At 47.3% G+C, this 20,772-nt stretch carries 11 protein-coding genes; all 11 read left to right on the forward strand.

The genetic code is table 11. The features are described from left to right. Positions 1–86 precede the first annotated feature (86 nt). The 11 genes from ACFS7Z_RS18960 to ACFS7Z_RS19010 all read left to right on the forward strand — a co-directional run bounded on the left by ACFS7Z_RS18960 (position 87) and on the right by ACFS7Z_RS19010 (position 20,336). The gene (locus ACFS7Z_RS18960; protein WP_377487899.1) at positions 87–3,521 is read left to right on the forward strand and encodes a PVC-type heme-binding CxxCH protein; all 3,435 of its coding nucleotides are present in this window, start codon (positions 87–89) and stop codon (positions 3,519–3,521) included. Between the two features lie 870 nt (positions 3,522–4,391). Continuing rightward, complete coding sequence (locus tag ACFS7Z_RS18965; protein WP_377487901.1) at positions 4,392–5,018, forward strand: RNA polymerase sigma-70 factor; 627 nt, start codon at positions 4,392–4,394, stop codon at positions 5,016–5,018. A 443-nt stretch (positions 5,019–5,461) separates the two neighbouring features. Next, entirely contained in the window at positions 5,462–6,490 is a 1,029-nt protein-coding gene (locus tag ACFS7Z_RS18970) for a FecR family protein (RefSeq protein ID WP_377487903.1), read from the forward strand. Positions 6,491–7,078: 588 nt separating this feature from the next. Next, positions 7,079–10,300 carry a SusC/RagA family TonB-linked outer membrane protein gene (locus ACFS7Z_RS18975; protein WP_377487905.1) on the forward strand — a complete coding sequence of 1,074 codons (3,222 nt, stop codon included), beginning with the start codon at positions 7,079–7,081 and terminating at the stop codon, positions 10,298–10,300. 27 nt (positions 10,301–10,327) lie between these two features. Continuing rightward, positions 10,328–11,836: a RagB/SusD family nutrient uptake outer membrane protein gene (locus tag ACFS7Z_RS18980; protein WP_377487907.1), complete on the forward strand. Its 1,509-nt coding sequence runs from the start codon at positions 10,328–10,330 to the stop codon at positions 11,834–11,836. A 387-nt stretch (positions 11,837–12,223) separates the two neighbouring features. Next, on the forward strand, positions 12,224–15,391 hold the full coding sequence (locus ACFS7Z_RS18985; RefSeq protein WP_377487909.1) for a PVC-type heme-binding CxxCH protein: 3,168 nt from the start codon (positions 12,224–12,226) through the stop codon (positions 15,389–15,391). Positions 15,392–15,435: 44 nt separating this feature from the next. Further along, positions 15,436–16,320: a ThuA domain-containing protein gene (locus ACFS7Z_RS18990; RefSeq protein ID WP_377487925.1), complete on the forward strand. Its 885-nt coding sequence runs from the start codon at positions 15,436–15,438 to the stop codon at positions 16,318–16,320. Positions 16,321–16,369: 49 nt separating this feature from the next. Then, positions 16,370–17,251 (forward strand): sugar phosphate isomerase/epimerase family protein, encoded by an 882-nt coding sequence (locus tag ACFS7Z_RS18995; RefSeq protein ID WP_377487911.1) that lies wholly within the window; start codon positions 16,370–16,372, stop codon positions 17,249–17,251. 30 nt (positions 17,252–17,281) lie between these two features. Then, positions 17,282–18,109, forward strand: a complete 828-nt coding sequence (locus ACFS7Z_RS19000; protein ID WP_377487913.1) for a sugar phosphate isomerase/epimerase family protein — start codon at positions 17,282–17,284, stop codon at positions 18,107–18,109. A gap of 10 nt (positions 18,110–18,119) precedes the next feature. Next, on the forward strand, positions 18,120–18,923 hold the full coding sequence (locus ACFS7Z_RS19005; RefSeq protein ID WP_377487915.1) for an alpha/beta fold hydrolase: 804 nt from the start codon (positions 18,120–18,122) through the stop codon (positions 18,921–18,923). A gap of 168 nt (positions 18,924–19,091) precedes the next feature. Next, positions 19,092–20,336 carry an MFS transporter gene (locus tag ACFS7Z_RS19010; RefSeq protein WP_377487917.1) on the forward strand — a complete coding sequence of 415 codons (1,245 nt, stop codon included), beginning with the start codon at positions 19,092–19,094 and terminating at the stop codon, positions 20,334–20,336. The last annotated feature ends 436 nt before the right edge of the window (positions 20,337–20,772 follow it).

Below are 20,772 nucleotides of genomic sequence, written 5' to 3' on the forward strand. Positions count from 1 at the left end.
AGTCCGGGCTTACAGGTCTGATAAAAGGATTAGTTGGGAGAGGGAGCAGATTTTCCACCTCGACTATAAGGATCCTTTGTGGAATCATGCTTGTCCCTTTTTTCCTGCTTATTACCTCTATGGTAAACCAGAATAAAAGAAATGATACGACTGACCCGCAGGTAGCACTTGAGTCGTTTCATATAGCGGATGGTTTTGAGGTCACGCTTTTTGCCGCTGAGCCGATGGTGGTAAAGCCCGTCCAGATGAACTGGGATACAGAAGGCAGGTTATGGGTAGTAAGCAGCACAGTATACCCCCACCTGAAAACAGGGGAGGAGGCAAACGATAAAATATCCGTGTTGGAGGATACCGACGGAGACGGAAAGGCAGATAAAGCCACCGTGTTCGCAGAAGGTCTGCTGACTCCCACCGGTATTCTGCCCGGTGACGGAGGCGTTTATGTGGCCAACTCCACAGAGATTTTACATTTTATCGATACAGACGGGGATGGTAAAGCCGACAAAAAGCGTCGGGTACTGAGCGGTTTTGGAACTGGTGATACACATCACCTTATCCATACTTTTCGCTGGGGGCCGGCTGGTCGTCTTTACTTCAACCAGTCCATCTACATCTACAGCCATATCGAAACGCCATCAGGTGTTAAGCGCCTCGAAGGGGGCGGTGTCTGGCAACTTAATCCGGAAACGCTCAAGCTGGATATATACGCCAAAGGCCTGATCAATCCTTGGGGGCTTCAGTTTGACCGTTGGGGACAGACTTTCTTGACAGATGGCGCAGGAAATGAAGGAATCAACTATGCTTTCCCAGGGGCAACATTTCTGACATCCCCGGGTGCCGAAAGAATTATACGTGGTTTAAACCCGGGGCAACCCAAGCACAGCGGACTGGAAGTGATTTCAGGGCGGCATCTGCCGGAATCGTGGCAGGGAAGCGTTATCACCAACGACTTCCGGGCAAATAGAATCAACCGGTTTGAATTGGAAGAACAGGGCAGCGGGTACGCCTCGAAGCAGATAGAGGATTTATTATGGACGGATGATGTCGCTTTCCGTCCGGTGGACATATCTGTAGGCCCGGATGGAGCCATATATGTGGCCGATTGGTACAACCCAATTATTCAGCACGGAGAAGTGGATTTTCATGACCCGCGCCGGGATCAGGAGCGTGGGCGCATCTGGCGCATCGTAGCGAAGGACCGGCCATTGGTCAAAACCCCAAAACTAGAGGGAGCCACTATCAAGGAACTTTTAGAAGCTTTAAAGTTACCCGAGGATTGGACCCGTTCCCAGGCAAAGCAGGTATTGAAGGCTCGAGGAGCCGGTGAAGTAATTCCGGTACTGCAAAAATGGATCAGCGGCCTTAATAAAAATGATCCGGGCTACGAACATCACTTGCTGGAAGCCCTTTGGGTGCATCAATCTCTTGATGTAGTGAACGAGCAACTTCTGCTGAGCCTCCTGAATGCAGAAAGCCACAATGCCCGGGCGGCTGGGCTTAGGTCTCTCCAGTTCTGGCATGACAAAATAGCGAATGTTCCCGGCCTGCTTACCAGGGCCGTGGAAGATAAGCATCCTCAGGTGCGCCTGGAGGCAGTTATTGCCCTCCGGAAAGTGCAGACGGCCGAGGCTGCACGTACTGCTTTAGCTGTACTGGGAAATCCGATGGATGAATTTCTGGATTATGCCCTGTGGCAGACCGTTCGTGAACTTGAACCATTGTTGATGAAACGCCTGAAGACAAATCCAGACTTTTTAGGAGATCCAAGGAAAACTGCCTTTGCTCTTAAGTCTATGCGCAATCCGGACGCTGTAACACAGCTTGTCCGGCTTTACCAAAAGAATCTTGTTCCGGAAGAGTATCATAAGGATGTGCTCAGCTCAATTGCTAAGTGGGGAAAGACGGCAGAACTGACCGCTCTTTTTGACATGGCTGTTCAAGGCAATGCTGGGCAAAGTAATAATGTAGCTGCACAACTTGGGGCATTAGTGGAGGCTGCACGCCAGCGGGAAATGAAGCCGGATAGGGATTTAAATCGAATTGCCGGTTTTACTAGGAGCAGTGACGAAGCAACTGTCATAAATTCGCTGCGGTTGATCGGTTACTGGGGCATGGAGGAAATGAATGGGCAATTAATCAACCTTATCCGGACGAGAGATAAAAACATCAGGAGGGCAGCGTTGAGCGCATTGGCAGCATTGGATAACGGCGAAGCCGAAAAGACATTAACGGGTATGGCCAGTGGAAAGAATGATCCGGAACTACGGCTTTTAGCTACTGCCCAACTTGTTTCTTTAAATGCGGCCGAAGCAGCCCGGGTTGGAACAGGACTTTTGCAGAGCCTGCCAGTACAGGAAAATACTTCTGAACTCTTTAGGGCTTTTCTGTCAAATAAACAGGGGACTCGTGTATTGGCGGAGGAACTAATGGCCAGAAAAATACCGGCAGATGTAGCAAAGGCAGCCAGGCCAGCCTTTGAGCGGCAGATACCATGGGGCCGGCATAAAGACGAGGACGTGACGCTCCTGAGACAGGCTTTGGAAGCCTCCGGAGGTTTTCTGCCCGCTGAACGAATGCCGCAGCAGTTGACTAACCGCGAAATAAACAGCCTTGCTATCGAAATAAATGGAACCGCAGATCATGACCTTGGAGAAGCTGTGTTCCGGAAGAATAATTGTGCTTCGTGCCATGCCATTGGAGGAGCCGGAGGCCTTATTGGCCCGGATCTGAGCAGCCTCGGAACAAGTTCACCAGTTGAAATCATAGTCAACTCCATTCTTTATCCCGCTCAGTCCATTAAAGAGGGATATGAACTCCAGCGGGTGGTTAGAAAAGATGGTAGTGAAATGCTGGGATACCTGGTAAGCAATGGAACAACGGAAATCGTAATGCGGGACGTGACTGGGAAGGGAGTTCCTATAGCCAAAAGCCAGATTGATATACTCGAAAAAGTACCGGGCTCACTGATGCCTCCAGGGTTAACCGCGGGCCTAGAAAAGGAAGAGTTTATAAACTTAGTTGGTTTTCTTTCACAGTTGGGTGAGTCGGGAAAATTCCGCGTTCCAAATGCACGTTTCGTACGACGTTGGCAGGCAGTGCCGAGCAATAAGGAACTGTCTAAAAAGATTAGTGACGATGGAATAAGCCACATCGTTCAGGAAAATGCGAAAGTACCCTTTCAACCAGCATATAGTAAAGTTTCTGGTGACCTGCCTGTTGAAGAACTGCCGGTTGTTGTAACCGATGCAAAGAAGCGGTACAGTTTCGTCAGGTTTGAAACTGAAGTCCTGAGCAAGGGAAACATAAACCTTGCGTTCAACTCAACAGCAGGCATAACCGCCTGGGTGGGCCAAAAGCCGCTTAAGCTAGAGGACAACGGAGTGGTAGTAGAACTACACCAGGGCATCCATCAATTCACGCTTGCCATTGACAGGGAAGTGCATCAAAAGGGGCCACTTAGCATTGAACTTAAAGAAGCCGAAATTTCACCTGCTCAAACAAGGCTTGTCATGGGGCAGTAAAATGTATCCGGTAAAAAATAAGTCATACATAAATAAAGTAACAGAATGGGAGACGAGGAGTGTTTAAACCTGAACTCTTCTCTCAAATATTTACCTTCCGCAGTGGTGGGTATATATGGATATTCGGCAAGAATATGCTTACAATGTAACTAACAAAGGTGCTAAGATGCTCGCCTGCAGCGAGTAGGATAGTTAAAGCCGTGCTCAGTTTTGAACAATAACATGCTTATATTGACTATTCATAGCTTTTTTAATTAAGCCGGTTACAACTAAGAGAAGCGGCTACGAAGCAATAAATCCTTGCCATCATCATAGTTATCTTAGCTTGTAACTTTTTTCTTTCCTGTCCTCTACCAGGTTTGCAGAGCCGCTCATATCAATAACATCAGAAGGCGATGTTATCTGGTTTTGGAAATAGCTGTTTATGTATTCTACAATGACATATTCTTCCTCCTTCAAATTTGATTGACATATTTTAGTCAAATTTCACACAAGATATATATAGGCAAAACCCTTGCTTTATCAGGAGCAAGGAAGCATGACAGTGCAGGACACTAAGCTGCGGTGTTTAACTTAAATTAGTGTGTAACTACTTACTTACTTATGTTCCGCATCTTTAGAACAAAGGATATAAAGAAGCTCAGGAAAGAGAATCATCATGTACAGTAAGAAAGTTAGCCTTCGCTGCCAATATCTTAAGTAAGATATTGGCAGCGAAGGCTACACAATATAAAATCCCTGCTGCACAGTGTGTGCAGCAGGGATTTTATAAAAGCAGCATTTAAGAATATGAACTTACACATCTAAAAGGTAAGTATGGAGAAGGTTAGTAATTTGGTCTCTGGTGATGAGAAGGAATCCTGTAATGCTATGTCTGATACAGCTGCAGTGCACAACATGGAGGGTGCTGAGAAAACCAGTATCATTGATAACGAGTTGCTTATCAGGCTGGCCTTCAAGTCTGACCCCAGGTCTGGGTGTGAATTGCTTTATCGACATTACTACCAAGCCTTATGTAGCCATGCAACCCGCTTTGTCTACTCCAGATCCGTAGCAGAGGACATTGTATCAGACATATTCTGCCAGTTTTACGTAAAGGGCACTTTCAATGAAATTCACTCCTCTTATCGGGCCTTCCTGTACAAGAGTGTCAGGAACAAGGCTTACAATCACCTCCAGTTAGAGGCTAAGCGAGCCGTGGAGTTGAACCAAACTTATGAGGGCAAACCGGATGCAGCCAGTCAGCAGCCTGATTCTATTTTACAATATGAGGAGCTGTGCCATGAGATTGAGTCGGCTATCAATTCCCTTCCGGCTAAATGCAGAAGAATTTACCTGATGCACCGGTTTGAAGATAAGGGATATTCTGAAATCGCCGAAGAGCTCCAACTTTCGCCTAGAACAGTTGAGGTGCAAATTAGGAAAGCAAGCCAGTTTGTAAAGAAGGCTTTATCCAGGATATGGCTTTTCTTATTGCTGCTTGCTTCCTTCTGTTAAGTCAAACCATTAGCTGTAATAGCCACTGGTTGACCTGACACTACTCTTGAGCTTTGTAGCAGCAATCTTTCAGGAGCATTTTCTTTCGCAACCCCTCCATGTTTAAGTGAGAGGGGTTAATGAAAGAAAAAGTTGATTTATGGATGTCTGGCAAATTATTGTTTTATAGCATAAAATGTAAGCTTACATCCTGACTATATCACATTAGCCTTTCTAAAGAAGGTATACCTGATTTAAACTCAGCATTCTGCTGCGTTAATATCCTTCATTACTCAGTTCCTGCTTTACAAAGCTTCTGCTTTCACAGCAGTAAACCGTCCACAGCGCATTGTATTTGTGGCACTCCAGCTAAGCACAGCTAATGATAACTTTAATAGAATTTTTTTTCATTCGGAGTAAGGGTTTTTTAGGATTTAATTGTCTTCATAATATAACACTATCAAATGTCATCGCAATCATTGGTAACAAGAGAACTTTTATTTGCCTATTTCGCAGGACAAGCTACTGTTTTGCAAAAGCAGATGATAGAGAATTGGGTGGAAGATGAACCAGAGAATGAAGAATTTTTCTATGCCTGTCTGCATGAATGGGAAATGACGCATCCTCAATATAACGCCGATACCAAGGCGGCTATTACCAAGTTTAATGAGAGCATTCTAGAGCAGCCCCGCTTATACATAAAGCCAGGAACTGAGCAAAGACATACTGAGCACGCTAAAAAAAACAGTGGCTGGCAGAAGTATCTAGTTGCAGCGTCTGTTTTGTTTGTTCTTCTGTTAGGGACCTGGCTTTTCCGTGATATTGCTTTAAATAAAAGCTACACCACCGGTAACGGTGAAATCAGTGCTGTCACGCTTTCTGATGGAAGTAAGGTGGTGTTGAATTCCAATTCTCTGCTGCAGGTGCCGCGTTTTGGGTTTGGGGGTGTAAGCCGCCAAGTGCAATTAAGGGGAGAGGCTATGTTTTCGGTGGTTCACACGCTTGATGACAAAAAGTTTGTTGTCTTAACAGACCCTGGTTTCCAGGTAGAGGTTCTTGGAACCGAATTTAACCTTTCTGCGCGTGATAGTGACACGAAGGTGGTGCTGCAAGAGGGGAAGGTAAAAGTACTTTACAAAGAAGAGCCAGAGCAGGCTGCAACTTCTCTAATCATGGCTCCCGGAGACTTAGTTACGGTTGATGAAAAGCAAAAGAAGCTACAGGTAAAGCAGGTACGGCACCCAGAAAACTACTCTGCCTGGCAACACGGCCGCTTTGTCTTTGACAGGACGTCTCTGGCTGAGATAAAAGAGATTCTCCAGGACAACTACGGTTTGGTTGTAAGCCTGAGGGGGATAGATGGGTCGAAGATATCTATATCCGGATCCTTTAAGGCACGAAATGCGGATGAACTGCTATTGGCTCTTTCTGAGATATTGGATATCAGTGTAATTCGGCAGGACAACAGGGTGATGTTAATAAGTAGCAAATAACCTATTACACGAAAATATGTCATAGAAAGAGAGGATACGCCTGAAAGGATAAATGCTCTATCTAATGATGCCACAGATAATATTACTTATAGGCTAATTCTCAATTTATAGTAAGTGATAGATTGACACTAACTAATAATAAGTAATACTTTATTGTAATGCTGTTAATAGATTAGCTCCATTGATACAGTAGTAAGAAACTACTGTCTGCTTCCTATAAAACTTAATAAAAATAAGTCTTATAGATGTGGTTTCTATTGAATCCCCCATTTAGTGGTCAGGATATCTGTTGCTAATATTTGGTTTTATTGGCTTCATAACTGAATCATATAGTGATGTACTTATCTCACCGTTTTATCCCCTCTTATCATGAAGAAAAAAATTTACAAAATAGGTTCATGCAGTGTGCTGCTAGCATTTCTGTGCAGTTGGCAACCGCAAATTCAGGCACAAGGGCTAGCGTATAAAGCTCATCACTCTCAAAGTGCACCTAAAAAGTCATCAAACGCTGCTACTTTAAGCATAAAGGATGCATTGAAAAGTTTGAGTGAGCACTACAAGGTGGATATATTGTTTTCGGATCAAGCAGTGAAAGATCTTGCTGTTCCAGAAAACATCATCAGGCTAAATCAATCATTGGAGCAAAACCTGGATGCTGTACTTAAGTCATTTCGCTTAGGATACAGTAAATCAAAGGACGGTGCCTATCTGATAACACCTGCTGTAAAAAACGAGAAGCAGACGCCATCTCAACCTGCAGCCAACGCTGTTGATTTTGGAACCAAAGTTAGCCAGGTAGCTCAGACCATAACTGTGACAGGTAGCGTGACAGATGAAAATGGAGTAGGCTTGCCCGGCGTAACAGTAATACTGAAAGGTACTACGAATGGCACCGCAACTGACGCAGCAGGCACCTTTTCTTTAAATGTTCCGGATGGGAATGGAACTTTAGTATTCTCTTATATAGGATTCAAAGCACAGGAAGTACCTATTGATAATAGAAGTACTGTTAATATATCCCTGGCACCTGACGCTAAAGCTTTAGAGGAAGTCGTGGTGGTAGGATATGGCACGCAAAAGAAGTCTGATTTGACTGGTGCGGTAACTTCTGTTAAAACTGAGGAGCTTGAGAAACGTCCTGCTGCATCGCTCACACAAGCTTTAGCAGGCAGAGTACCCGGCGCTAATGTATCCGTAAACTCCGGCCGTCCGGGAGGTAGAGCGAATATTAGGATACGGGGAAATACTTCCGTAAGCGTTACAAATAACCCACTTTACGTAATTGATGGCGTTATTCTAAATGTCACAGATCTAGCCAACGGCAGCACTCCTATTGATTATCTGAATCCTAATGACATAGCTTCTATTGAGGTGCTTAAAGACGCTTCTGCAACTGCTATATATGGGGCAAGGGGCGCAAACGGTGTTATTCTGGTAACTACCAAAAGGGGAAGCCAAGATGGAGGAAGAGTTAATTACGACACTTACTTCAGTGTAGGGAAACTCACACGGAAAATTGATCTATTAAATTCTGAGGAGTTTCTACATGTGGAAGAGATAGCCTATGAGAATGCAGAAAAATATGATCCGGAGGGCTGGGCTGCCGGCAAATATATAGACCCTAGAACAAAAAGAACCAATCCTTTACTTTTCGATGAGAATGGCAACCCTTTGTATGATACAGACTGGCAGGAGGAAGCAACTCAAGACGCTTTTACCCAAAGCCATCAGCTATCTTTTACAGGTGGAAATGCAAAGGATAGCTATGGAGCCTACCTTGGCTATAGAAATGAGGAAGGTCTGATTAAAGAGTCGTGGCTGAAGCGTTACTCGGGCCGCTTTGTCTTCGATAGTGAGATCAAAAACTGGTTAAGAGTTGGCGGCACCCTGAGCTATAACGACCAAAACGAGAAACAAATTGATCCGTTGGGCGCCGGAGGTATCACTACGATGAGGCAGGTACTGGAGGCGTTGCCGATAATCCCGGCAAAATATCCTGACGGAACATGGGCTGGCAATGAGGATTATCCCGGCATGGAAGGTGGCGGCAACCCGGTAAACATCGCCGAAGAACGGCTTTACTTCCTCCGGACGCAGACCATGCTCGGTAACCTGTACTCCAATATCAGGCTGATGGAGGGCCTCGAGTTAAGGACTACTCTTGGAACTAACATCATAAACCAGCGGATTGACTACTATGGTGGCCGTACGCTGAATTACATCTCCCGTAACCAGGGGGGAGACGCCTCTGTGGAGAATCAACGGCACAACTCCTGGCAGTTCGAAAACTACCTTACCTATAATAAAAAGATTTCGGATAATCATTCTTTTACGGGCTTGCTAGGCCTTTCGTGGCAGCATGTAGACCGTTTTACGGCCCTTGCGAGGTCTCAGCGGTTTCAGGACGATTATTTCCAGTTCAATAACTTGGGTGCCGGAGCTAACCCAGTGGCTCCGAGTTCAGGAACCAGCGCGTATGGCCTAAACTCTTACTTTGGCAGGATTAATTATAATTTGAAAGAGAAGTACCTGTTTACGCTCACAGGACGCGCAGATGGCTCCTCTAAATTCGGGTCGGAAAACAGGTATGCCTTCTTCCCTTCTGCAGCCATAGCGTGGAGGGTATCGGAAGAGGATTTCATCAAAAACATCACAGCTGTTTCTAACCTGAAGTTGCGCACCAGCTATGGTGTAACGGGCAACTCTGAAATTACCGCCTATCAGGCACTGGCTGGACTAGGAAACTACTCGGTTATTTTTGGAGGAGAAAGAACCATCGGTGTGGGTATAAGCAGGTTGGCCAACCCTGATTTGAGATGGGAGAAAACGCATCAGGTAGACGCTGGCCTTGAGTTAGGGCTTTTCGGTGGCAGGGTGTCCATGGAGGCAGATGTCTACCGTAAGTTGACTACCGACATGCTGCTGAGTGCGCCGGTACCGTCAAGCAGCGGTTACACAACAGTCACCAGAAACGTCGGCAGCATGGAGAACCGGGGAGTTGAGTTTGCGCTGAACACGGTGAACATTACTTCGAATGATTTTACATGGAATACCAACTTTAATATTTCTGTTAATAAAAATAAAGTCATCGCCTTGACGGGGGGCGCCGATATCTTCTCCGGATCAACCGTGATACGGGAGGGGGAGCCGGTAGGGGCATTTTTCGGATATGTACATTTAGGAACCTGGAATACTGATGAAGCAGATGAGGCGGCTAAGTATTTGAGACTACCCGGCGACATAAAGTATAAGGATGTGAACAATGACGGGCAGATCAACGATCGAGACCGGGTTATTATCGGGAAGGGTATTCCGGATGGATTTGGGTCTCTGATAAACACTTTCTCCTTTAAGAACTTTGACCTGACCTTTGATCTACAATTCATGTACGGAAATGACGTGTTATTTAGGAGCATGCACTCTGCTGAAGACCGCCAAGGCATCGCGAACAGTTTTGCAACAGTACTCAACGCCTGGACCCCCGAAAATCAAAATACTCCAATTGCACAATGGAGACCGATCCCAGCAGGTTATGATACCTTCAACGACAGCCACAGGGTGAAGGACGCAGATTTTATCAGGGGTAGAAACCTCCTGCTGGGGTACAACTTTTCTCCGGGACTTACAGAAAAGCTACACTTAAACAGGTTGAGGTTGTATGCCTCTGCGCAAAACTTCTTCCTAATTACTGAATATGAAGGGTATGATCCCGAGGTTTCTACCTCAGGTGCACCATTCGACCAGGGAGTAGCATTATATGATTACCCAAAGCCGACAGTGTATATGATAGGCCTGAATGTTGGCTTTTAATTCATTAAGTCTAAAAGTATAGCTATTATGAAAATCAATATAAAGAAGACCATCAGCCATTCAATGATTTGGGGAGCGCTTGTGCTTTTCGGATCTAGCTGTGACGATTTCCTTGTGGAGCCTGACCGTTCCAACTTCACCTTAGAAAACTATTTTACAAAGCCCGAGCATGCGGAAAGCGTAGTAAACTCTATTTATGAGAGTTTAAGGTCAACCACCGGCGGGGGGTTCGGTGGAGCCCCTTGGATGATGCTGGAGTTCGCCACCGGGCTTGCCAACACTGACTTAGGGCAAGCCCAGAACAGCATTAACATACGGAACTTAGCTAACAACTCGGACAACGACTATGGCGCTGCGTACTGGACCAGCAGCTACCGGGGCATAGCGAACGCGAATCTTGCCATCGCTAAAATTCCGGACATTGCCATGGACGAAAGCCGGAAGCAGCAACTGCTGGGCGAAGCAAGGTTCCTGCGAGCCTACTACTATTATAATCTGGTGAGAATTTTTGGGGAGGTTCCGTTGATTACGGAGCCCGTGGATTTGACTTCGCCGGAACTTTACCCGTCAGAAGCCTCACAGGAAGAGATATACAATGTAATTGTAGAGGATCTGACTACGGCAGAGGCCTCTGGGCTCCCTTTTACAGATGAAACAGGAAGAGTTTCTTTAGGTGCGGTCAAATCCTTGTTGTCGAGTGTGTACCTTACGATGGCGGGATACCCTTTGCAAAAAGGCAGCGAGTATTACCAGATGGCGGCAGACAAGGCCGGGGAGGTGATCGCGTCTGGTGAATACAGCCTGTTCGAGTCGTATGATGATCTGCACAGCGAGGCGAAGGAGAACCTGGGAGAAAACATCTTTATGGTGCAGTTCGAGCCATTTATTATGCCTTCTAACTGGCAGACGTCGATCATACCCTACAACAAGGGCATCTCTGAATACTCTGACGAGACCGGGGCCATCTATGCAAACTCAGATTTTGTTGAGTCGTATGAGCTTGGGGATAAGCGGACAGAAGAGAAAGAGTTCTACTACACGGAGTATTCCCTGAGCAGCGACAGGTCAGTTATTGTTGATCTGGGAGGCCATTATATCTACAAGCATTTTGATCCAATAGCCCACCTTCAGACAACGAGCAGTGGCCTTAACTGGACTTTGATGCGCTACGCAGAGGTGCTGCTTATATATGCGGAGGCGATGAATGAAGTGTCTGGCCCGACTCCGGAGGCTTACGAAGCCATAAACAAAATCAGGAGAAGGGCGGAACTTCCCGAGTTAAATGGGTTAAGCCAGCAGGAGTTCAGAGAAGCGATCTGGAAAGAGAAGTTTCATGAGCTGAGCTATGAAAACAAGACCTGGTTCGATATGGCCCGGCTCCGGAAAGCATTCAATGTAACCACCGGAGAGTTTGAGGACTTTGTCGGCCACCAATTCTCCTATGGCCCGACATTGACGGAGAGGGAACTGCTGTTCCCGATTCCAACGGCAGAAATCAGAAACAATGAGAAGCTTACTCAGAATCCGGGTTATTAAAAAAGGGAAATTGATTTATTTACTTGTAATGCGCTCATTATCATTTGGTAATGAGCGCATCAGTAATGGAGCAGCAGCAGTTCTGGTACCTGTAAGTGTGATGCGGTAGGTCGTGAAGGTTCTTATAAGTCAAAATGTTGGGGCTATTGATTCATTTCTTATATAGATAATAGCTAAAATGAATTGCTTTAATAAAGCTTAATTATGTAAATTATGATTTAGTGGTATTTAATAATTTCTTAAAGTGAGATTAGCAGCACATTTAACTTGTCACATAGGATCCATTTGTTCTTATTGCCTCTTTGCTGATAAACCGGAGTTGCTATTTAAAAACATAAAACAGCTCAAATTGAGCATAAACCATTCGCCTTTCAAAATTTCAGCTATATGCGCTATCTAATTTATTTCACCTTCTGCATCCTTGCTTTGGCAGGCTGTAACCCACCAAGTGAAAGCCAGGAACTGGACGAAACGGCACTAAAGGTTGAAAAAGGTTCCCACATTGTTTTGATCGGAAACAACCTGGGTTCCAGGATGATGAACTTTGGCCATTTCGAAACTGAGATGCATCTCCGTTACCCCGACAGCCTGCTATATATCCGGAACATGAGCGACGGAGGAGACACGCCAGGCTTCAGGCCACATGCATCGCGCAATTCCCCATGGGCATTCCCCGGTGCCGAGAAATTTCAGACGGAGCTTGCGACTAATTCAGGTAGTATAGGCCATTTCCCGACTCCGGATGAGTGGCTCACGCAACTCGAGGCAGACATCATCATCGCTTTCTTTGGCTACAACGAGTCTTTTGAGGGACAGGAAGGCCTGGAAAACTATAAGGCGGAACTTGATGCCTTCATCAAACATACGCTAAGCCAAAACTATAACGGAGAGTCGCCTCCTCAGCTTGCGATTGTGTCGCCAATCGCTTTTGAGGATCTTTCCGGAAAGTATGACCTGCCGGATGGGAAGCAGGAAAATGTGAACCTCGCGTTATATACAGACGCCATGCGGGAAGTTGCCGCCAAAAATGAGGTACACTTCATAGACGCTTATACCCCCACAAAAGAATGGTTTGATGTGGACATCGAGCCGCTGACGATAGACGGCTCCCAACTGAATGAGGAGGGATACAAGCGGTTCTCAACACTGCTTGCCGACAAAGCTTTCGGAAAAACCGACACCAAGGTAGAGGAGCACCGGGAACTGGTGCGCAACGCTGTGCTGGAAAAGAACTGGATGTGGCACAACGACTTCAAAATCCCGAACGGCGTGCATGTGTACGGGCGTCGCTACGACCCTTTCGGACCGGACAACTATCCTGCTGAAATAGCTAAAATTCGTGAGATGACGGCCATACGGGATGAGGCGATATGGCGTGCGTTGAAAGGAGAAAAGATGGATATAGCCGCGGCTGATGCGAAAACCAGCAAGCTGCCGCCGGTACAAACAAATTATGATCCGGAAGAGAACGGAAGCACTGAGTACCTATATGGGCAGGCTGCGCTGGATAAGCTGCATGTTGCACCCGGATATAAGATAGAGCTTTTTGCCTCGGAGCAGGAGTTTACTGATTTGGCGAACCCTGTGCAGCTGTCCTTCGACAACAAGGGCCGCCTTTGGGTAGCCACTATGCCAAGTTACCCGCACTACAAGCCCGGTGATAAGAAGCCGGATGATAAAATCATCATACTCGAAGACACCAACAATGACGGCAAAGCGGACAAGCAGACGACTTTTGCAGACGGTTTGCATATTCCTGTAGGCTTTGAGATAGCGCCGGAAGGAGTTTATATATCGCAGGGCACCAACCTGATGCTTTACACCGACACAAACGGCGACGACAAGGCAGACAAGAAGGAAATCCTTCTGAGTGGGTTTGATGATCATGACACGCACCATGCGCACAGTGCCTATGCTGCGGATCCGTCCGGTGCCATCTATATGGGCGAGGGGGTTTTCCTGCACACCAACGTCGAAACTTCGTACGGGCCGGTTCGGGCTACCAACGGGGGCTTCTACCGGTATAGCCCGCAGCAGCGCAAACTGCAGCGCATTGCCCAGCTTTCCATCCCCAACCCGTGGGGCATTGCCTTCGATGAATGGGGGCAGAACTTTTTTGCCGAGACCTCCAGCCCGGATGTGCGCTGGATGATGCCCGGAACAGTGAAACCCCGGTACGGCGTAGCCACCCATAAATCAAAACAGTTAATTGAAGAGAAGCACCGGGTGCGCCCGACTTCGGGCCTGGAGTTTGTTTCCAGCCGCCATTTCCCGGATGAGGTGCAGGGCGATATGCTCATCAACAACACCATTGGCTTTTTAGGTACGAAGCAGCACACGATGGTAGACGACGGCACGGGTTTCAAGAGCAATCACCGCCAGGACCTGGTATGGGGGGACGACAGGAATTTCCGCCCTGTAGATATGGAATTCGCGCCGGACGGTTCCTTATATCTTGTTGACTGGCACAATGTGCTGATCGGCCATATGCAACACAACGCCCGCGATCCGCTCCGGGATCACGTGCACGGACGCATATACCGCATCACCTACCCGTCACGCCCACTGGTAGAACCCGCCAAAGTGGCCGGTGCGACTATCCCACAACTTCTGGATAACCTGAAGCTGCCCGAATTCAGGACCCGCTACCGCACCCGACGCGAACTGCGCGGCCACGAGCCAGCCGAGGTGCTTCCTCAACTAAAGACCTGGGTGGCTGGCTTAGACAAGAATGACCCTAAATATGAGCATCACAGGCTCGAAGCCCTATGGGTAAGCTGGGGGCTGAATCAAGTGGACGAATCCCTGCTTCGCAAGTTGCTGAACTCAAAGGATTACCATGCCCGGGCTGCGGCTGTGCGCGTGCTGCGCTATACCGGCCACCAGGTGGAAGATCAGGCGGACTTATTAATGCAGGCAGCCAGGGATGAGCACGGCCGCGTGCGCCTGGAGGCGATAGTGGCAGCCTCGTGGCTGGATAAGGAAAAAGGCCTGCCCATTGTGTTGGAAGCAGGCAAGAAGCCGCTGGACGAATGGATGGTGCATGCCCATGAAACGGCAGTGGCGCACCTCAACGGAAGACCAGTGGAAGAGAAAAAAGAAGCTGTTGCCCAAACCACGCTTGAAGGACCCGCACAAGCGCTCTTCATCAAAGGGAAAGCTATATATGCCCGGGACGGATTCTGTGGTACCTGCCACCAGCCTGACGGCAAAGGCCTGCCGAATTCTGGTTTTCCGCCGCTTACCGACACCAAGTGGGTGGAGGGCAGTGATGAACGCCTGATTAAATTGGTGCTGAAAGGGCTGCACGGCCCTATCGAAGTGCTTGGAAAAGAATATCCCGGGCAGGTGCCGATGACTCCTTTTGGGGGTATGCTGAATGACGAGGAAGTGGCAGCCGTGCTGACCTATGTGAGAAACTCTTTTGGAAACAAGGCACCCGCAGTATCTCCCGAACAGGTGGGGAAAGTTCGGGCAGCCACAAAAGACAAAACAGGGTTCTATTCCCCTGAAGAACTGCTCAAACAGCATCCGATAGAGGACAAAGCTTTTTAGAAAGCACAACCAGTATGGTTAAACACATCAATTTCTTTATGTCAATGAAAAGTATGAAGACTATAAAGTGCCTGCTTTTTCTGTGCCTGCTGGTGCAGTGCACCCTCTACAGCTGTGCGCAGACCACAGGCAGTTCAACAAACCCTGAAAAGCCACTCGTGGTGTTTGTTACCGGCGACCATGAGTACAGCAGCGAAGGAACCATGCCGCTTATCGCTGAAGAACTGGAAAAGAATTACGGCATGCGTACCATCGTGCTGAAATCATCTCCGGATCATACTTCAGAAGAAAACATTCCGGGGCTGGAGGCTCTAAAAGAGGCAGATTTAGCAGTGTTCTTTCTTAGATGGCGCCGTTTGCCGGCAGACCAGGTAAAGCTTATTGAGGATTATTTGAAGACCGGCAAACCGGTAATAGGTTTCCGCACTTCTACGCATGCTTTCAACTACCCCAAAGGGCATGAACTGGAAAAATGGAATGCTTTTGGTGAATTTGCGCTCAACTCGCCTCCGGGTTGGGGTGGCAAAGCAAATCACACGCATTACGGGCATGAGTCCAGCACGGATGTCACCGTTATTCCGGAAGCTGCAGATAACCCGATTCTGACCGGAGTAGATAAAAACTTCCATGCTGATTCCTGGCTTTACACCGTCTTGCCTGACTATCCAACAAAGGGCTCAGAATGGCTATTGATGGGCCATGCCGTAAATCCGGATAAGGCGGCTATCGACCATCCGGTAGCATGGACAGGCACAAACTCCTATGGAGGAAAAGTATTTACGACCACGTTAGGTCATCCAGGAGATTTTGAACAAGAGCCTTTCCAGCGCCTGGTCATCAACGCCATCCATTGGGGGGCAGGCAAACCAGTGCCCCAGAACTGGGCAGGGAAAATAGCCATGGACGTGCCTTACCATGGACTCGAATAAGCGGATGTAGCATTCGAGGTCAAACTCAAATATAACTTGAAGAGTAGCAATGACTAAAATAGGATTTAATGTGCTGGCTTGGTCGGCAGTAGTTTCGGATGAGATAATGCCTATTGCCGATCGATTGAAAACAATCGGCTATGATGGCATAGAATGTTTCTTAGGTTCACCAGATAGTGCTGCTTATAAACGGGTTGGTGAACATCTCCGAAGTATTGACATGGAAGCAACCTGCGTTTTTGTAGTAGGCAAGGATGAAAGTCCCATTAGTGATATAGCGGCAGCAAGGGCCAAAGGGCTGGACCGAATTAAATGGGCTATAGACCGGGCGCACGATATGCAGTCCAAAATAGTGTGCGGTCCATTTCATTCGGCTCATGCCGTCTTTGCACATCATGCGCCGCAGGATCAGGAATACAGCTGGTGTGCAGAAGTACTTCGTGCCGCCGGAGAATATGCTGCTCAGGCCGATATAACCCTGTGTTTAGAGGCGCTTAACCGTTTTGAATCTTACTTGTGCAATACCATGGGACAGCTTTCGCGGTTGGTGAAGGCGGTTGACCACCCCAACGTGAAGGCCATGTTCGATACGCACCATGCCAACATTGAAGAAAAAGGCTTTACCGATGCCATTCAAACCATAGCACCTTATCTGGCGCACGTCCACATCAGCGAGAACGACCGCGGCACGCCCGGCGATGGGCATATAGATTTCGATGAAGTGTTCTCTGCATTGGCCAGTATCAACTATTCTGGCTGGCTTACCATTGAAGCTTTCTCAAGGAACGATCCTGATTTTGCCAACTCCATCGGGGTGTGGCGCGAATACTCAAAGCCCTGGGATATAGCAGAAAAAGGCTTTCAGCTTATAAAGCAGATGTGCCAGAAGCATGGGCTTGATAAGCAGGTGGGCGTAAGTCCATCGCTTTGATTTTTAGATAATCTAGACATAACTCCTGCTATGACGCAAAAACTACCATTTCGCTTTGGATCGGAGGTGTATACCTGGTTCATGAACAACGACGGGCTGACCTATGAAGGCCAACTGGGGCATATGATAGAAGTAATTGCCGAAGCCGGGTTTTCTGGCATTCAACCTATTTACTCCTGGATGGGGGAATTGAGTGACGCTGACCGGCTGGAGGCAAAACTAAAAGAGCAGGATATCGAACTGGCGGCTCTTTCGCTGGCAATGGATTGGAACGGAGCAGAGGAAACAGAAGAGGAGCGTGCGGAGGCAGATCAGGCTATTAGTTTGCTGCAACGCTTTCCGGGTGCTATACTTTGTACGGTACAGAAGCCAACCGGAAGACACGACCTGGTTGCCCGACGCCAAAATCTGGTGAACATAGTGAACAGTATTTCCAGAAGAGCGGTGGAAAAAGGAGTATCCTGCAGCTTCCATCCCAATTCGCCCCATACTTCCATCACCCGTACCGAAGAAGATTACCGCGTTATACTGGAATCATTGGACAGCTCGGTTACCGGTTGGACACCAGATGTGGGCCATATCATAAACGGGGGTATGGATCCGCTTGAGAAGATGAAAGAATACGCGTCGCTGATAAATCATATGCATTACAAAGACTGGGACGGGGAGCCTGAGTTTGCCCTGATGGGGAAAGGAAAGGTAGACCTTCTGACTATAACACAGTGGCTCAAAGACCAGAACTATACGGGATGGATAGTGTGTGAGGATGAAGGAAAGGAAGCACTGCAGGACCCGGACGCTGTCACGCTGCACGATGCCCGTTGGATTAGAGAAGAGTTGGTGCCACAGTTAAAATGATGTAAGGCTTATGCCCCTTATAGAAACGAATGGAATAAACCTGTACTATGAAGAGCGCGGCTCTGGTGAGCCGCTGTTGTTAATTATGGGTATTACTGCCCCCGGTACTGTATGGGAGAAGCATGTAGCGGATTGGGAAAAAGATTTCAGGTGCATTCTGGTAGATAATCGTGGAGTTGGTCGCTCAGACAAGCCAGTCGGACCTTATACTTCAGCGCAAATGGCAGATGATTGTGCCGGTTTACTGGAGGCACTTCAGATTCAGGAGGCACGGGTGGTGGGTTGCTCTATGGGAAGTATTATTGCGCAGCAACTGGTGCTGCGCCATCCGGAAAAAGTGCGGTCTCTTGTGTTGATGTGCACCTGGGCACGTTGCGATAACACGGCAAAAGCTGTTTTCCAACACATGATGCACAGCAAAGCAAGACTCAGACCAGAAGAGTTCGCCCTGTTTATCCAGTTGCTTATTTATTCCAAAGCCTCATGGGAAAACGAAATTATGTTTGCTGAACTGGAAGAAGGACGCAGGCAGGCGGCAGTAGATCCGCACCCCCAACCATTGCATGGCTTGGAGGGACAGGCTGTAGCCTGTGTGACACATCATGTGCTGGATAAGCTGTATGAAGTACAAAAGCCAACCTTAGTTATTGGTGGTGCAGAGGATAGCTTTACACCCGCTTGGATGGCAGAAGAGGTAGCCGACGCCATACCGCATGCAGAACTTCATCTTTACCCAAAGTCCGGACATGCATTTCATTGGGAAAATATAGATGATTTTAACCCTTTTATAAGAAAGTGGCTACTTACCCACTAAAATTAGAAGCAAAAGCAGGGTATATATTTGAATTTATTGGCCGTAGCAGTATCTTGGAAAACATACTGAGCCAGGTTTCATGGAAAGTGGTGGGAAAAGGAGTATCCTACAGCTTTCATCTTAATTCGCCTAATACATCCACCTTTAAAACAACTAAACTCAAATCCAATGAACGAAAACCTTAACAAAAGCGCCTTGTTTAATGGGAGTTGCTTTGCTCTCATCACCACCGCCTTCACTTTTTCTATCAGGGCAGGAATTCTTCCACTGTTAGGAGCAGAATTCGGCCTTACTGCCGAACAACTGGGTTTTATCAACTCTATGTGGTTCTTAGGTTTCCCTATTTCCATGATCATCGGTGGGTTAGTTTACCATTCTGTTGGTCCTAAGAACATCATGACTGTGGCTTTTGTAGCGCACACAGTAGGTATTGTGATGACTATTTATGCCGGCGGATATACCACCTTACTTATTTCCACGCTTCTGATAGGCATTGGTAATGGATGTACAGAAGCTGCCTGTAACCCTATGATTGCAGACATGTATTCTGGTGTGAAAATGAACAAGATGCTGAACAGATTCCACATGTGGTTCCCTGGCGGTATTGTTCTTGGTGCCCTTATCTCCAAATTCATGACTGACTTCGGGTTCGGCTGGGAAGCACAGATGTGGGTAACGATGGTACCAACCGTTATTTACGCTGTTTTATTCTTCGGAAAAACTTTCCCAACACCACAAGTGGAAGGAGCTACCTCCCTTGGACAAAACTTCAAGGCAATGTTGACACCTCTTTATATCTTCCTATTTGTTTGCATGGCCCTCACCGCTATCACGGAGTTTGGCCCGAACCAGTGGGTAAGTATCATTTTAGGTAACAGTGGAGCCGATGCCATGATTATATTGGCCCTGACAAGCGGTTTAATGGCCGTGGCCAGGTTCTTTGCCGGGCCGGTTGTGGGAACCTTGGGCCAGACAGGTGTCTTGCTTGGTGGTGCTATCTCAGCAGCCATAGGCATTTACCTATTTAGTATAGTTACCGGACCTATGGCCTATGTGGCAACCATCTTTTTTGCCTTAGGAGTGGCTTATTTCTGGCCTGTAATGGTTGGTGCCGTGGCACAAAGAGTTCCTTTAAGTAGCGCCCTGGGAATGTCTGTTATTGGTGGTGTGGGTATGTTCTCTACTTCTATCTTCCAGCCTATTATCGGTAGCTGGATTGACGACGCCAGAATAGAAAACATGGCGCAGGGACTCACAGGAACTGCCCTGGAACTGGCCGCTGGTCAGGATACGCTGGAGAAGATGATTGCTTTCCCTGCCATACTGATTGTGCTTTTCACCATCTTGTTTTTCTGGCAAAAGAATCCCAAGACGACACAGAAAGTGCCGCAGGCAGTTTCATCATCCCACTAAAGCACTGGGCGCTCGATACAGCCTTAAAATATGTTAAAGGCATTTTACGATTAAAAAGCACCATAAATTATATCAATAAAGAGGTTGAGCCTAAGGGCCAATAACAATTCTTAACAAAAAAGCCGCTCCTATCATCAGGAGCGGCTTTTACTTTTATAGCAGGTTTCAAAATGGGTCCTTTCACCGTAGTTAGACTAGGTGCATTGACCAGGGGGAATGAGAGACTGAGGAGCAGGTAAGTCAGCATACTATACCGTAAGGAAGAGAGCTCCATTCCTCCTTACCTTTTCTCCGAGAGTCAGGACAGTACTCATATCTTTGAAGTGTTAGCCAAGAGTACAATTCTTTCTATTTGTACCTTCGCTTTTATACAATATAGGAGGAAAGGATTAAGTGACAGTACTAGACACAATTGATGTCGCCCTTAAGAAACCCC

The organism is Pontibacter toksunensis, assembly GCF_042686245.1.
In the GTDB taxonomy this organism is placed as follows: domain Bacteria; phylum Bacteroidota; class Bacteroidia; order Cytophagales; family Hymenobacteraceae; genus Pontibacter; species Pontibacter toksunensis.

Coding starts and splice junctions, on each gene's coding strand:
- ACFS7Z_RS19010 (WP_377487917.1), top strand. CDS start 19,092: ATGAACGAAAACCTTAACAAAAGCGCCTTGTTTAATGGGAGTTGCTTT.
- ACFS7Z_RS18980 (WP_377487907.1), top strand. CDS start 10,328: ATGAAAATCAATATAAAGAAGACCATCAGCCATTCAATGATTTGGGGA.
- ACFS7Z_RS18960 (WP_377487899.1), top strand. CDS start 87: ATGCTTGTCCCTTTTTTCCTGCTTATTACCTCTATGGTAAACCAGAAT.
- ACFS7Z_RS19005 (WP_377487915.1), top strand. CDS start 18,120: ATGCCCCTTATAGAAACGAATGGAATAAACCTGTACTATGAAGAGCGC.
- ACFS7Z_RS18985 (WP_377487909.1), top strand. CDS start 12,224: ATGCGCTATCTAATTTATTTCACCTTCTGCATCCTTGCTTTGGCAGGC.
- ACFS7Z_RS18970 (WP_377487903.1), top strand. CDS start 5,462: ATGTCATCGCAATCATTGGTAACAAGAGAACTTTTATTTGCCTATTTC.
- ACFS7Z_RS18995 (WP_377487911.1), top strand. CDS start 16,370: ATGACTAAAATAGGATTTAATGTGCTGGCTTGGTCGGCAGTAGTTTCG.
- ACFS7Z_RS19000 (WP_377487913.1), top strand. CDS start 17,282: ATGACGCAAAAACTACCATTTCGCTTTGGATCGGAGGTGTATACCTGG.
- ACFS7Z_RS18990 (WP_377487925.1), top strand. CDS start 15,436: ATGAAAAGTATGAAGACTATAAAGTGCCTGCTTTTTCTGTGCCTGCTG.
- ACFS7Z_RS18965 (WP_377487901.1), top strand. CDS start 4,392: ATGTCTGATACAGCTGCAGTGCACAACATGGAGGGTGCTGAGAAAACC.